This is a genomic window from Haloglomus salinum (assembly GCF_024298825.1).
GTDB classification, from domain to species: Archaea; Halobacteriota; Halobacteria; order Halobacteriales; family Haloarculaceae; genus Haloglomus; species Haloglomus salinum.
Map to the genome: position 1 here is coordinate 632,127 of NZ_CP101153.1, position 13,425 is coordinate 645,551.

General features: G+C 68.9%; 16 protein-coding genes. 11 read left to right on the forward strand and 5 right to left on the reverse strand.

Annotated features, from left to right (window positions below; translation table 11 throughout):
• The first annotated feature begins 103 nt into the window (after window positions 1–103).
• Complete coding sequence (locus tag NL115_RS03060) at window positions 104–1,459, forward strand: glycerate kinase type-2 family protein (protein ID WP_254831749.1); 1,356 nt, start codon at window positions 104–106, stop codon at window positions 1,457–1,459.
• Between the two features lie 282 nt (window positions 1,460–1,741).
• On the opposite strand, the gene NL115_RS03065 is transcribed toward NL115_RS03060, so the two are convergent.
• Both NL115_RS03065 and NL115_RS03070 read right to left on the reverse strand, forming a co-directional pair.
• A complete protein-coding gene (locus NL115_RS03065) occupies window positions 1,742–2,779 on the reverse strand; it encodes an ArsA family ATPase (RefSeq protein ID WP_254831750.1) in 1,038 nt (345 codons plus the stop codon).
• Between the two features lie 206 nt (window positions 2,780–2,985).
• Window positions 2,986–4,086 carry a pyridoxal phosphate-dependent aminotransferase gene (locus tag NL115_RS03070; protein ID WP_254831751.1) on the reverse strand — a complete coding sequence of 367 codons (1,101 nt, stop codon included), beginning with the start codon at window positions 4,084–4,086 and terminating at the stop codon, window positions 2,986–2,988.
• Window positions 4,087–4,220: 134 nt separating this feature from the next.
• Here NL115_RS03070 and NL115_RS03075 point away from each other — a divergent pair, with 134 nt between their 5' ends.
• Genes NL115_RS03075 through NL115_RS03090 form a run of 4 tightly spaced genes read left to right on the forward strand, consistent with a single transcriptional unit; the run spans window position 4,221 to window position 6,194 of the window.
• Complete coding sequence (locus NL115_RS03075) at window positions 4,221–4,505, forward strand: hypothetical protein (protein WP_254831752.1); 285 nt, start codon at window positions 4,221–4,223, stop codon at window positions 4,503–4,505.
• On the forward strand, window positions 4,506–5,378 hold the full coding sequence (locus NL115_RS03080; protein ID WP_254831753.1) for an FAD:protein FMN transferase: 873 nt from the start codon (window positions 4,506–4,508) through the stop codon (window positions 5,376–5,378).
• The gene (locus NL115_RS03085) at window positions 5,365–5,649 is read left to right on the forward strand and encodes a hypothetical protein (RefSeq protein ID WP_254831754.1); all 285 of its coding nucleotides are present in this window, start codon (window positions 5,365–5,367) and stop codon (window positions 5,647–5,649) included. Before NL115_RS03080 ends, NL115_RS03085 begins: the two co-directional genes overlap by 14 nt.
• Window positions 5,649–6,194 (forward strand): DUF8596 domain-containing protein, encoded by a 546-nt coding sequence (locus tag NL115_RS03090; protein WP_254831755.1) that lies wholly within the window; start codon window positions 5,649–5,651, stop codon window positions 6,192–6,194. Before NL115_RS03085 ends, NL115_RS03090 begins: the two co-directional genes overlap by 1 nt.
• Here the strand turns inward: NL115_RS03090 and NL115_RS03095 are convergent.
• Both NL115_RS03095 and NL115_RS03100 read right to left on the reverse strand, forming a co-directional pair.
• Complete coding sequence (locus NL115_RS03095) at window positions 6,188–6,709, reverse strand: winged helix-turn-helix transcriptional regulator (RefSeq protein WP_254831756.1); 522 nt, start codon at window positions 6,707–6,709, stop codon at window positions 6,188–6,190. The two genes, NL115_RS03090 and NL115_RS03095, sit on opposite strands and share 7 nt — an antisense overlap.
• A 2-nt stretch (window positions 6,710–6,711) precedes the next feature.
• Window positions 6,712–7,011, reverse strand: coding sequence for a hypothetical protein (locus tag NL115_RS03100; protein WP_254831757.1), 300 nt, complete (start codon window positions 7,009–7,011; stop codon window positions 6,712–6,714).
• A gap of 188 nt (window positions 7,012–7,199) precedes the next feature.
• Here NL115_RS03100 and NL115_RS03105 point away from each other — a divergent pair, with 188 nt between their 5' ends.
• The 6 genes from NL115_RS03105 (at window position 7,200) to NL115_RS03130 (ending at window position 12,052) form a co-directional block, all read left to right on the forward strand.
• On the forward strand, window positions 7,200–7,721 hold the full coding sequence (locus NL115_RS03105) for a CinA family protein (RefSeq protein ID WP_254831758.1): 522 nt from the start codon (window positions 7,200–7,202) through the stop codon (window positions 7,719–7,721).
• A gap of 63 nt (window positions 7,722–7,784) precedes the next feature.
• Window positions 7,785–9,158 carry a D-aminoacyl-tRNA deacylase gene (locus NL115_RS03110; RefSeq protein ID WP_254831759.1) on the forward strand — a complete coding sequence of 458 codons (1,374 nt, stop codon included), beginning with the start codon at window positions 7,785–7,787 and terminating at the stop codon, window positions 9,156–9,158.
• A gap of 210 nt (window positions 9,159–9,368) precedes the next feature.
• A complete protein-coding gene (gene ftsZ / locus NL115_RS03115) occupies window positions 9,369–10,586 on the forward strand; it encodes a cell division protein FtsZ (protein ID WP_254831760.1) in 1,218 nt (405 codons plus the stop codon).
• Between the two features lie 117 nt (window positions 10,587–10,703).
• Entirely contained in the window at window positions 10,704–10,877 is a 174-nt protein-coding gene (locus NL115_RS03120) for a protein translocase SEC61 complex subunit gamma (protein ID WP_254831761.1), read from the forward strand.
• A 4-nt stretch (window positions 10,878–10,881) separates the two neighbouring features.
• Window positions 10,882–11,319, forward strand: coding sequence for a transcription elongation factor Spt5 (locus NL115_RS03125; RefSeq protein WP_254833140.1), 438 nt, complete (start codon window positions 10,882–10,884; stop codon window positions 11,317–11,319).
• Between the two features lie 259 nt (window positions 11,320–11,578).
• Window positions 11,579–12,052, forward strand: a complete 474-nt coding sequence (locus NL115_RS03130; RefSeq protein ID WP_254831762.1) for an Lrp/AsnC family transcriptional regulator — start codon at window positions 11,579–11,581, stop codon at window positions 12,050–12,052.
• On the opposite strand, the gene NL115_RS03135 is transcribed toward NL115_RS03130, so the two are convergent.
• On the reverse strand, window positions 12,049–13,065 hold the full coding sequence (locus tag NL115_RS03135) for an amidohydrolase family protein (protein WP_254831763.1): 1,017 nt from the start codon (window positions 13,063–13,065) through the stop codon (window positions 12,049–12,051). The genes NL115_RS03130 and NL115_RS03135 overlap by 4 nt on opposite strands.
• Window positions 13,066–13,425 lie beyond the last annotated feature (360 nt).

The window sequence follows — 13,425 nt, forward strand, 5'->3', positions numbered from 1 at the left end:
CGATATCGCGCTGAGCGGTTTATCTCATATATCTCCGGAACACGTCCGCAACACAGCAACCGTCCGAGACACCGTTATGAGCCCCCACGACGAGTCATCAGCCGTGATTCGCAACCGTGAGGCCCTGCTCGAGAGCGCGCAGGACCCCGAACTCGCCGAACTCGCGCTGGACTGCATCGCGGCGGGCATCCGGGCAGCCGATCCCTCTCACGCCACCAGCGAGCGCATCCGGCTGTCGGATGGCCGTCTCCGCGTCGGCGACGAGCCGTACGACCTCTCGGCCTACGACCGCGTCCTCGTCCTCGGCGGCGGGAAGGCCGCGGCCGGGGTCGCCCGCGCCCTCGAGACGACCCTGGGTAACCGGCTCTCCGGTGGCGTCGTCGGTGTCCCAGCCGACGGGGACACGGCCGGCCTCGACCACATCGAACCCGTCACGGCAGGTCACCCCACCCCGACCGAGGGGAGCGTCGAGGCGGGCGAGCGCGTCCTCACCGCCGCGAACGAGGCCGACGAACGAACGCTCGTCCTCGCGGTCGTCACGGGTGGCGGCTCCGCGTGCCTCGCGGCGCCCGCCGGCGACCTTTCGCTCGCGGTCCTCCGCGACGTGACCGACGCACTCCTGGCCGCCGGCGCCGACATCGGCGAGACGAACGCGGTCCGCAAGCACGTCTCGGCGCTGAAGGGCGGCCGCCTCGCCCGCGCCGCTGCGCCCGCCACGGTCGTGGGGCTCCTCGTGAGTGACGTGGTGGGGGACGACCCAGCGGTCGTCGCCAGCGGCCCGACCGCGCCCGACCCGACGACCCACGCGGACGCACTCGACGTGCTGGACCGGTACGCCATCGACGCGCCGGCTGTCCGGACGCACCTGGAGGCCGGCGCACGCGGCGACCATCCCGAGACCCCCGACGCCGGGGACGCGGCGTTCGAGCGCGTGACGAACCACGTCCTCGCCGGGGCACGAACGGCCATCGACGCTGCCCGTGACCACGCGGCAGCGGCCGGATACGAGCCGCTCGTACTCTCCTCGCGTGTGCGCGGGGAGGCACGCGAGGCCGCGCTCACGGGCGTCGCCGTCGCGGAGGAAGCACTGGCGACCGGCGACCCCGTGGCCCCGCCCACGGTCGTGCTCTCAGGTGGCGAGACGACGGTGACGGTACAGGGCAGCGGCACGGGCGGACCGAACGGCGAGTACGCGCTCCGCGCGGCCCTGGAACTGGCTGACACCGACGCGCCGGTCGCGCTCGCGTGCGTGGACACGGACGGGCGGGACGGGAGCGCCGACGCCGCCGGCGCGCTGGTCGACCCCGGAACCATCGACGGCCGGGGGGTCGCCCGGGACGCGCTCGCACGGAGCGACTCCCATGGCTACCTCGCGGAACGCGGGGCACTGGTCCGGACAGGGGCGACGGGGACCAACGTGAACGACCTCCGGGTGTTCGTGGTCGGTCGGCAGACGTGAGCGTGTGGGGGACGAGTTTTTGCTGGAGCCGGGCGTAGAGACACCCGTGCTGGAGTTCTTCCCCTCGCCGCTGACGTTCGACCGGTTATAGTGGGCCGTCTTCGGCCTCCACTGTCTCGTCGCGTCGCTGTTCGTCGCGGGCGCCATCGGCTTCATCCAGCAGGGCGAGCCGACCGGCGCCGTGCTCCAGAGCGTGCTCGCGCTCATGTTCACGGGCCTGGGGCTGGTCGTGGCGCGCATCGTCGGCCGGCGGCTGTAGTCGCGGCCGGGTCGGAAACGCCGTCAGGAGAGACAGGCCGCGACCACGCGCAGCATCCGCTCGCCCCGGACCTCCTCGGCGAACAGCGGGACGCGCTTCACGTCGTGCCCGCGGAACACGTCCTGGGCCCGCGAGAGTGCCTCGCGCTGGACCTCCCAGCGCCGCTGGCAGAACTCGCAGTTCTCCAGGTCGGGCGCGACGAACCAGTCGGCCTCCATGTCGGTCACGTCGGCCAGGTCCTGCATCACGCGGTTGACGACCACGGTGCCGACAGGAATCTCGAAGGCGCGCAGGCGCTCCAGCAGGTGTTCGGACTCGACGACGCTCATCTCCTCGGGCACCATCACCACCCGGAAATCGGTGCGTGCGGGGTCGCGCAGGCGCTCGCGGAGCCGCTCGACGCGGTCGGCCAGCACCCGCAGGTCGTCCATCCCCTGTTCGAGCGACTCCTCGTCCGCGCCGGCACCGAACAGGCCCTTGACGCTGCCCATCATCCCCGACAGCCGCTCACGGAAGGCGAGGAGACGGCCGGTCAGCGACTCCATCAGCTCCGGCAGCTCCAGCAGTCGCAGGGTGTGGCCCGTCGGGGCCGTATCCACGACGACGCGGTCGAACCGCTCGTCGTCCATGTACTGCAGGAGCAACTGCATCGCAGCGGCCTCGTCCGCGCCGGGCATCGTCCCCGCAGCGAACGGGTTCAGTCCCTCGTCCTGCATCAGCGCATCCAGGCCGCCGAGCATCCCGCCACCCTCGCCACCCTCGGCGAACGGCCCGCTGGTCATCGCGTCCGGGTCGATCTCGGCGGCGTAGAGGGGCACGTCCTCGCGGACCCGGGTCGGCTCCGCCGGGATCTCCGTCTCCAGCGAGTCCGACAGGGAGTGCGCCGGGTCCGTCGAGACGGCGAGCGTCGAGACGCCGTCGCGAGCCGACGCGAGCGCGGTGGCGGCCGCCATCGTCGTCTTGCCGACACCGCCCTTCCCGCCGTAGAGGACGTACTCCGGTGCGTCGACGGCGAGAGAGTCCTCGACCGACTCCACGGCCTCCACGTCGATACTGCTCATATGCCGCGGTACTCCACGCGGACGGGAGTACCCGTCGGTATCGCGTCCGTGCCGACGCCGCCGAAGGTTCAAACCGGATGCCGCACCACCGAACGCGGACGCGCCGCCAGCGCGGGGCGGCCCGGTTCCGACGCCGACCGGGAGTCCGGATAGGCCGCACGCGGGCGGTCGCGAGTACGAGGAGCCACGGCCACGCCCTGCTCCAGTCAGGCGAAGAACTCGCGGAGCCGCTCGGCCGCTTCCTCGACCCGTGGCGTCACCAGCGCGAAGCGGAGCCAGTCGGCACGTGATTCGCCGAACGCGTCCCCCGGCATCCCCGCGACGCCGGCCTCGTCGATGAGCCGCTCGACGTTCGCCAGCGTGCCGGGGTAGTCCTCGAATCTCGCGAGAACGTAGAAGGCGCCCTCGGGCGTAACGTAGTCAGCCCCAGCTGCGTCCAGCGCGGCCGTGAACGTCTCGATGCGGTCGGTCACGAGTTCCCGGTTGCGCTCGTAGTACGACTCGGGCGTCTCCCGGAGCGCCCGCAGCACCGCGTACTGCGCCGGGCGCGAGCAGGTCACGTTCGTCAGCATGTGCCGGGTGCGGACCGCCGGCCGCAGGTGCTCCGGAGCGATGCAGTAGCCGACTCGCAGGCCCGTGATGGCCATCGACTTCGAGAACGCGTTCGTCACGAACCGGTGCTCGGAGTCGAACTCGAGCGCCGAGCAGAACCGCCCGGAGTGGTCGAACCGCTCGTACACCTCGTCGCTGACGAGCAGCGCGTCGTGTGCCTCTGCGGCCTCCACGAGCGACCGCTTCGTCTCGCGCCCGTACACCGCGCCCGTCGGGTTGTTCGGCGAGTTGACGACGATGACGGCCGTCTCGTCACTCGCCGCCCGATGGACATCGTCGGGGTCGAGGCGTCCCTGTTCGTCGGCCGGCACGTAGGTCGCATCGGCACCCAGTAGCTCCGCCCTCCCGGCGTAGTACGGGTAAACGGGGTCGGTCAGCACCACCTCGTTCCCGGGGTACTCGTCGAGGCCGATGGCCGTTCCGAGATGGTTGGCCTCGCCGGTCCCGTTCGTGACGAACACGCTCTCGGTCGGCACGCCGTGGTGGGCTGCGATGGCAGCACGGAGTTCGTCCAGCCCCTCGCTCGGCGGGTACTGGTAGTGCTCGACCGGCAGGTCCGCGAACTCCCGGAACCCATCGTGGAGTGCCTCTGGCGGTGCCCAGTCCGGATTGCCGCTCACCATGTCGACGACGTCCCGGTCGGCGGCCTCCGCGTACTGCATCACCCGGAAGAACAGTGGCCGCTCGTAGTCCATATCCCTGCTCACGGGGCGTCCCACCTGTCTCTTTCTGCTCGCGAGAGGGACGGGGACGATTCGACGGTCGGACGAGGATTCGACGGTCGGACGCGAAACGGTATTTCGGGAACCCGGCTACGGTCAGCCGTCGCATGAGAGTTCCCATCCCGCGGAACAGGCTGGTAGCGTTCACCCTGGCGGGTGCCGTCCTGACCGCCGTCGTCGCCGTCGGACTGGCGTTCCCCGCACTCGGACTGACCGATGATCCCGATAGCCCATCGGTAGGCGATTCGGGGACGAACACCGTCGCACCCGACGCCCCGACCCCCAACCAGAACTTCACTCCCGCCGTCTCGCAGCCGAGTTCGTATGAGGAAGAGGAGCACGAAGACGAGGACGAGGACGAACACGAAGCGGAGGAAGAGGAGTACGAGTAGATGGATATCACCGACGCCATCACGGCGACGTACGAACGTCTCGGTACGGCAAGGCGGACCTTCCGCTGCTGTGACACCGAGTTCTACGTCCATGCGGCCGGTCGAGGAGCCGACGCCGCCGCGGACCGTGCCCGGCGGAGGACTCGCTCGCTCGCGTCGCAACTGAACGCGTTCGACGCGGAGAGCGCCGTCGCGCGACTCAATCGCGAGGGGACCGTCGAGAACGAGCACGTCGCACGGCTCGTCCGACGCGGACTGGCGTACCACGAGCGGACCGACGGCGCGTTCGACATCCGGCAGGGCAGCGTCGAGCAGCGGCTGAAGTCCTATCTCCGCGGCGAAAGCGAGTCGCTTCCGGAGACGTTCGACGCAGGCAAGGTATCCGTCGACGGCGCGACGGTAGCGGCCGACAGTCCGGTCGACCTCAACGGCCTTGCCAAGGGCTACATCGTCGACCGCGTCGCCACCGAACTGGCTGGGTTCGGTCGAGCAGGGTTCGTGAGCGGCGGCGGCGATATGTCGCCACCACCGGGTCCGGTCGCTATCGAGAGTCCGTACGACGACGACCGTCGACTGAAGGTCCTCGACACGGACTGGAACGTCGCGACCTCCGGCGGCTATCGCCGGACGCGCGACGGGACCGACCACGTCTACAATCCGCACACGGAGCGGCTGGGCGCACACCACGAATCAGTGACGGTCGTCGCCGAGCGGGACTGTCTGGAGGCCGACGCACTCGCCACGACGCTCGCTGCGCTTCCCCTTGCGGAGGTTCTCGACCGCATCGATGACTGGCCCGGGGCCGAGGCGCTCGTCGTCCACGATGGGGTCTTCCATACCTCGACAGGATTCGAAGCCCATGTCCACGACTAGAACCGCCATGACCGTCGCCGCGGTCGTGATGCTCGTCGCGACGCTCCCGCTCGCCTGGCAGATTGCCGACGTCCGGGCCGCCCAGGCGGCCGAACAGCGGCGGTCGGACCTCGTTCAGGAGCAGGTCGCCACCCGGCAGGCACCGACCGACTACGACGGTGACGGCATCGACGATGGGCGCGACCGGTGCCCGACGCGACGGGAGACGGCGAACGGCTTCCAGGACGACGACGGCTGTCCGGACGTCGTCGTGACGACGGGGGCATCCTGATGGAGGCCATCTGGTACCTCGACCGGGCCGCCGGACTCCTGTCCTACCCGGCCCTGTACATGGCCGTCGTGACCGGCATCCTCTACAATACGCCGGCATTCGGGCGATTCCACGAGGCGGCCCGTCGCGTCCACATCGAGGTGTCGGTGTTCGCCATGCTCGTGACGTTGCTCCACGCCGGACTTGGCGTTCTGGACACGTGGCTGGTCGTCACCGGACAGGTCCCCCAGCCCGCGTACTCGACCGGATACCTGCTCGCGGGGGTCGCAGTCGGGACTGGTGCCCTCCTGCTGCTCGTCGTCGCCGTGCTCGGTTTCGTCGATGCCAGACGGTTCGAACACCCCTGGAGCCCCCGCGTCGTCCACACGTTCGCCTACGGCGGCTTCGCGTTCGGGACGATACACGCCGTCGCAGTCGGCACCGACGTGGGCGGACTCGCCCGTCCCGTGCTCGCCGCGACGACGGGGTTTCTCGTGTACGTCCTGCTCCTTCGGCTGCTGGAGGACCACGACCTGCTCCCTGGCGGAACGGCCGACGGTCAGTAGCTGTCCCAGAGGTCGAACAGCCGGTCGACGACCCGGTCGGTGAACGACCTCCGGTGGACCGTGTAGAGGTACCTGACGCGGTCCGGGTCGGTCAGTTCGTACGCCACGCGGCGCCCCTGTCGCTCCTTCGTGACCAGGTCCGCGTCGGCGAGCTTCGAGAGGTGCCACGAGACGGTCGACGGCGACTTCCCGAGCCGCTCGCTCAACTCGGCGGTCGAGAGCGGCCCGTCCATCGCGAGGTGGGCGACGATGCGCCGTGCGTACTCCCGCCGGAGTGCGTTCATGATGGCCTCGTCGGCCTCGTCGAACGACTCGGTCGAGTAGTAGCGCGTGAACTTCCCGTCCTCCGACTCCCGGACGAGGTCGTGGTCCTCGAGCCAGCGAAGGTGGTACTGGACGGTCCCCTGCGCGTAGTCGAGCGCGTCGAGCAGCCCGCGGAAGTGGATGCCCGGGTTCGCGACGACGTGCTGGTAGATGGCCCGCCGCGACTCCAGTTCCAGTTCGCCCTCGCTCATCGTCACTCCCGCGAGAGGGCGAGGAAGAATGCGAGCAGCCCGAGCAGGATGAGCCCGGCCGCCCCGTGCTCGAGGAGTTCGACGACCTGGTACGAGAGGTGCGGTAGGAGGAAGTACTCGAGAAAGACGACCAGTCCGTAGACTGCGAACATCGCGTAGGCGACCGTGACGACGGCCATCCGACGGTCCCGCTCGCGTCGCCACGCCAGCAGACTCAGGCTGGCGAGAACCGCCCCCAGTACGAAGATGCCGAAGCTGATGATCTGTTCGAGCTGCTGCGCGAGGGGCAAGTCGAGCGCCATGGACGTCTCAAGAGGCCTATCCGGGAACTGGCGGGGGAATGCGAAAAAGTGTTGTCGTACAACGGTCGAATCCGGCGCATCCTGGCCGACTCGTAAACCCGAGAGCGCGATACAGAATCAGCCATGTGCCGGCATCCCCGACCCGCAAGAGCAGCCGGTTTCATGGTCTGGAGCGCCGAAGCCCGGCCATGCGCGAGTTCGCCGCCGACCCACCGGTCGAGGAGCGCATCGGCGACGCCCTCCGGGCGACCGACGCGACCATCGCCGCTGCCGAGTCCGCGACCGGCGGGCTCATCGGCTCGCTGTTGACCGACGTCTCGGGCTCCAGCGACTACTTCGACCGTTCGGTTGTCACCTACTCCTACGACGCCAAGCGCGACGTTCTCGCGGTCCCACGCGAGTACCTGGACGAGGAAGGAGCCGTCAGCGAACCGGTCGCGCGAGCGATGGCCCGGGGGGTCCGCGACACCGCCGACACCACCTGGGGCGTCGCCACCACCGGCATCGCCGGTCCGTCCGGCGGCGACGACGAGGACCCAGTCGGGACCGTCTACATCGGTGTCGCGCACGCGGGCGCGTGGGGCTCGGGCCAGTCGATGACTACGGTCGAGCGCTACGTTTTCGATGGCGACCGTCTGGCGGTCAAAGAGCAGTTCGCCCGCCAGGCACTCCGAGATACCCTCACAGCCATCGAGTCGCGGCGCGAGTGACCCTGTCGCCGCGGCCCGACCGAGACCGACGCGTTTTCGACCACTCGGAGCCGAGCGACGCCCGTGCTAGCCATCGTCGTCAGCCGTGCCGACAGCGCATCCGTCCACATCGCCGAGCAACTCCTGGACCGCGCGTCGTGGACCGAGCACACCGACGGCACGCGTTCGGATGCGAACGGCGGCGACACCGTCTACAGGACGGATGGCGCGGAGCTCAGGGCCTTCGACGACCTGCACCTCCACCTCGACGGCGTCGCGTCGGCGTTCGGCACCGTCGACGGCGGCCCCGAGCACGAGCCCGCCCTGCTGGCGTTCGCCTCGCGACACGCCGGCGAGACCGGCCAGCTCCTGACCGCCCACCATACGGGCAACTTCGGTCCCGCGGACCACGGCGGCGCAGACGGCGAGCTGGCGGCCGCCGCACCGAACGCCACTGCGACCGTCCTCACCGCCCTGACCGACCACGCACCCGACGCCTACGAGACGGGACTGGAGTGTACCCACCATGGCCCGACCGACGTGGGCTGCCCGTCGCTGTTCGTCGAGGTCGGGAGTTCGGAACCACAGTGGGAGGACCCGGCGGCTGCCGGCGCCGTGGCGGCGGCGATTCTGGACCTCCGCGACGTGCCCCCTGCCACGGACCGTGCAGTCGTCTGCTTCGGCGGCGGCCACTACGCCGCCCGGCCCGAGCGCGTCGTCCACGAGACGGACTGGGCCGTCGGCCACATCGCCGCCGACTGGTGCCTGGACGACCTCGGTGACCCGGATTCGCCGGCGGCCCGCGAGACACTCGACGCAGCCTTCAGAGAGAGCGGCGCGACCCACGCGCTCGTCGAGGGGAACCATCCGGACCTCGTAGCCGTCATCGAGGACCTCGGCTACCGTGCGGTCGGCGAGACGTATCTCCGGGAGACGACCGGCGTGCCGCAGGGAACGGTCGAGCGGGCCGAAACCGAACTCTGCCGGGTCGAGGAGGGACTGCGCTTCGGTGACCGCGCGATTGGGTACGACGGCCCCCTGACCGCGGTCGACCTTCCTGCCGGGCTGGTCACCGAGTGCGAGGGCATCGACTCCGAGCGGACACGCGCGGCCGTCGACAGCCGAACCGTCGCCGTGACGACCACCGAGAACGGGACTCGCGTCGACGACCGTGGGGTCGTACCGACCGACGACCAGGCGGCTGCCGCGGACACCCGGGCCGAGCTGGTCGACGGACTGGCTGCCGTCCTCCGGGAGCGCTACGACGGCGTGAGCGTCCACGCCGACGCGGTCGTGGCGCGCCGCACCGCGTTCGACCCGGAGAAGGCCCGGACGCTCGGCGTCCCCGAAGGTCCGGCGTTCGGGAAGCTCTCGGCCGGCGAGCCAGTGGAAGTGAGCGGTCGGACCATCGACCCCGAGGCGGTCCGTTCCGAGGAGGAACTGCGATTCCCGGTCTGACTCGTCGGTCCGGGGTAGTCGGGTGCGCGCCCGTCAGACATCGTGCGCGGAGCGGCGCGACGACTGGCCCTCGCGCCCGGATTCCGTATCGTCGCAGACGGTTTATGCCCAACGCCCCCTCCGAAACCGGCAAAACCGCGCATCGGCGTCAGACACGCGCGTGACGCCGGAGAAAGCTACTTACGGGACGTAGGCATCCGACCTGACAGCATGGACTCGCTGATCGAGGACGCCATCGACGAGGCCGAGAATAGGGAGGAGGAGGGCCCGGCTGGGGACGGGCCGGCGAACTCGAACGACGCATCGCCGAACACGTCGGGCACCATGACCGACGATGAGCTGGCGAGCGTCGTCGAGGACCTCGAAACCAAGATTACCGTCGTCGGCTGCGGCGGCGCCGGCGGCAACACCGTCACCCGGATGGACCGCGAGGGCATCCACGGCGCGAAGCTGGTCGCCGCGAACACCGACGCCCAGCACCTCGCAACCGAAGTCGAGGCCGACACGAAGATCCTCATCGGCCGCCAGCGAACCGGCGGCCGCGGTGCAGGGTCGGTCCCGAAGATCGGAGAGGAGGCCGCCCAGGAGAACATCGACGACATCAACGCCGCCATCGACGGCTCGGACATGGTGTTCGTGACCGCCGGGCTCGGCGGGGGCACGGGGACCGGCTCCGCGCCCGTCGTCGCACAGGCCGCCCAGGAGCAGGGCGCACTCACCATCGCCGTCGTCACGGTCCCGTTCACCGCGGAGGGGGAGCGCCGTCGGGCCAACGCCGATGCCGGGCTGGAGCGCCTGCGAGCGGTGGCCGACACGGTCATCGTCATCCCGAACGACCGGCTGCTGGACTACGCGCCGAACCTGCCGCTCCAGGACGCGTTCAAGATCTGCGACCGCGTCCTGATGCGCTCGGTGAAGGGGATGACCGAACTCATCACGAAGCCCGGGCTGGTCAACGTCGACTTCGCCGACGTGAAGACCATCATGGAGAACGGCGGCGTCGCCATGATCGGTCTCGGCGAGTCCGACTCCCAGAACAAGGCCCAGGACTCCATCCGCTCGGCGCTGCGGTCGCCGCTGCTGGACGTGGAGTTCGACGGAGCCAACTCGGCCCTCGTCAACGTCGTCGGTGGGCCCGACATGAGTATCGAGGAGGCCGAGGGCGTGGTCGAGCAGATCTACGACCGCATCGACCCCGACGCCCGCATCATCTGGGGCGCGTCCGTCAACAACGACTTCGACGGGAAGATGGAGACGATGATCGTCGTCACGGGTGTCGAGAGCCCGCAGATCTACGGCAAGAACGAGGCCGAGGCCGAGGCACAGGGCGGCACGCAGGTCGGCAACCTCGATGGGCAGGCGACCACCGACGGGTCAGGTGGCCAGCAGCCCGCCTCCTCCGACGGCGGCATCGACTTCGTGGAGTAATCACCTGCGGTGCGAACGGCCGTTGACACACGCCCCCTTTCTCTCGTTTCCAGCCGCTGCCTGCCCAGCGTCGGGCGTACCAACAGGTATAGAAAGCCCGACCGGAAAAGACCCCGCATGGAAGTACCGAAGGAACTCGGCGCGTACACCCGGGTGCTCAAGCTCGCGAGCACCCCCTCCTGGCAGGAGTTCTCCAGGGTGGCCCTCATCGCGGGCGTGGGGGTCGTCCTCGTCGGCATCCTGGGGTTCCTGATATTCGTCATGATGAGCTTCGTCCCTGGAGGTGTCTGAGGCCGTGCCCATCTTCGCCGTCAAGACCACCGCGAGCCAGGAACGCACCGTTGCGGACATGATAATGAGCCGTGAGGAGGACAGCGTCCACGCCGCGCTGGCCCCGGACTCGCTCACCTCCTACGTGATGGTCGAGGCCGACGACATCTCGGTGTTCGACCGCATCCTCGACGAGATTCCCCACTCCCGGGGCGTCGTGCAGGGAGAATCCTCCATCGCCGAGGTGGAGCACTTCCTCTCGCCGAAACCGGACGTGGAGGGCATCGCCGAGGGCGACATCGTGGAACTCATCGCCGGCCCGTTCAAGGGCGAGAAGGCCAAGGTCCAGCGCATCGACGAGGGCAAGGACCAGGTCACCGTGGAGCTGTACGAGGCGACTGTTCCGATTCCCGTGACGGTTCGGGGGGACCAGATCCGCGTGCTGGACTCCGAAGAGCGGTAATCGGTCGACGACTGTTTTCTGTTCCTACGGCAGTTTTGGCAGCATCGAGTTGCCCATTCCTCGAATAACGCCGTCGCACGGCGTGGGCGTCGCACACGCCCACGGCCACGAGCCGAGTACCGTTCCCACACGCCCCCACGCCGTTCCCACGCACGTCCACGAACGAGCCCGAAGCGAGCGATACCGAACGCCGGGTCCTACTCGGGTATCGGTAGCGCGCAGGTCCAAAGTAAAGTGGCTCTGTCGCGGAGTCCCTCGCATGGCCAACGACGACCTCGACGACGTCGACAGGGCGATCCTGCACGCCCTCCAGGAGGACGCCCGGAACATGTCGTCCGGCGACATCGCGGAGCGAACCGGGACCTCGGACAGCACGGTCCGCAAGCGCATCCAGCGTCTGGAGTCCGAGGGGATAATCAAGGGGTACAGCGCCAGCGTCGACTATCAGAAGTCGGGCTATCCCCTCCGGATGTTGCTCTACTGCACTGCGTCGATAGCCGAGCGTGGGGAGCTCATCGCGGACATCCTGGAGATCGACGGTGTCGTCTCGGTCCAGGAGCTGGTCACCGGTGAGCAGAACCTCCTCGTGACCGCCGTGGGCACATCGGACAACGACATCACGCCCGTCGCACAGGAGCTCATCGATATGGGGCTCACCGTCGCCGACGAGGTGCTCGTTCGAAGCCACGAGACCACACCCTTCGGCAGGTTCCAGTCCGGGAACGGCGGCTAGCCGAGGACGCGGTCGACATCGAGCGCGGTCGCGCGCCGGACGACCGCGCGTGCCGGGTCGACCGAGTCGGCCAGATTGTCCGAGTTGCCGTCGAGAACGGTGATTTTCGCCCGCCGGCCGGGGGCGATGACACCACAGTCGAGCCCGGCGATTTCGGCCCCGGCGGTCGTCGCCATCCGCAGCACCTCGCGCGCAGTCACGTCGAACCGCTTTGCCGTGTACGCCATCTCGCGGAACATGGACGGTGGGTTCAACATCACGTTGTCCGTTCCGAGCGCGACCGTGGTCTGGTCGACCAGGTCCCGTATCGGAGGCCGTCCCACGTCGAGGACGGTGTTCGCGCGGGGGCAGACGGCGACCGGCACCGACTGTGACGCGACCCGTTCGAGGTGTTCCGGTTCGGCGTGGACCATGTGGACGAGCAGGTCCGGCTCGAGGTCGAGTGCGGGGTGGATGTCGGTCGCGTCCGGCTCACCGGCGTGGATAGCGAAGGGGACGCCGCGGCGCTCGCACGCAGCCCGTTCCTCGTCGAAATCGTCGTCGTTGGCGCCGGAAGCGCCGTACCCGTCGGCGATGTCGAGGACCGACGGGTCCCCGCTCCCGAAGACGAACGGGCCGACATCGGTGGGTCGCGCCGCCTCACGGAGCGCCCGCGCCCCGGCCACGCCGGACTCGCGGAAATCGAGGCAGGACACCGTCCCGGTCCGCTGCATGAACCGGAGGGTCCGGCGCATCGCCGACACGAGGTCGTCGTGGTCGGCAGCCGCGAGCTGTCGATGTTTCAGACTGTCCGGTGGCGCGACGGCGTCCTCGAGCGACAGGCCGACGGCGGCCTCCTTCGCGACCGAATCCCCGAGGTGCGTGTGCGCGTTGACGAACGACGGCAGTACGATGTCCGTCGACTCCGTCTCCACCTCGTCGATGGCCTCGATTCGTCCGTCCTCGATGACGACGCGACCCCGAACCGGCTCGAACGACCGACCGACGAGAACGGTTCCCGTGACTGCTTCCATAGTTGCATCCCGGAGCGGAGAACGATATGGTTTTTTGACCCGTCGCTGGAGAACAGTCTGGTAACCCCAGTCCGCAACGGCGACCCACTTCCCGATAGCTGATGGGGCTGTGGATGCGTGTGGACCGGCTTACATCCGGCGTGAACGACGGACAGCCCGGGACAGCAGCCGAGTCAGGCCGTGCTGGCATCCGAGACGGCGCGCTCCGCAGCCAGATAAACATAATGTTCTATAATCAACTCTATTAAGAACAGTTTGGGATTTTAGACAGATTTAATAACCAGTCTGTTCGAGAAGGCTGGTAGAGACGACCAGAGGCGGTCGTCAGGACTGCCCCGGTCGCAATCAGTCTGAGACCCG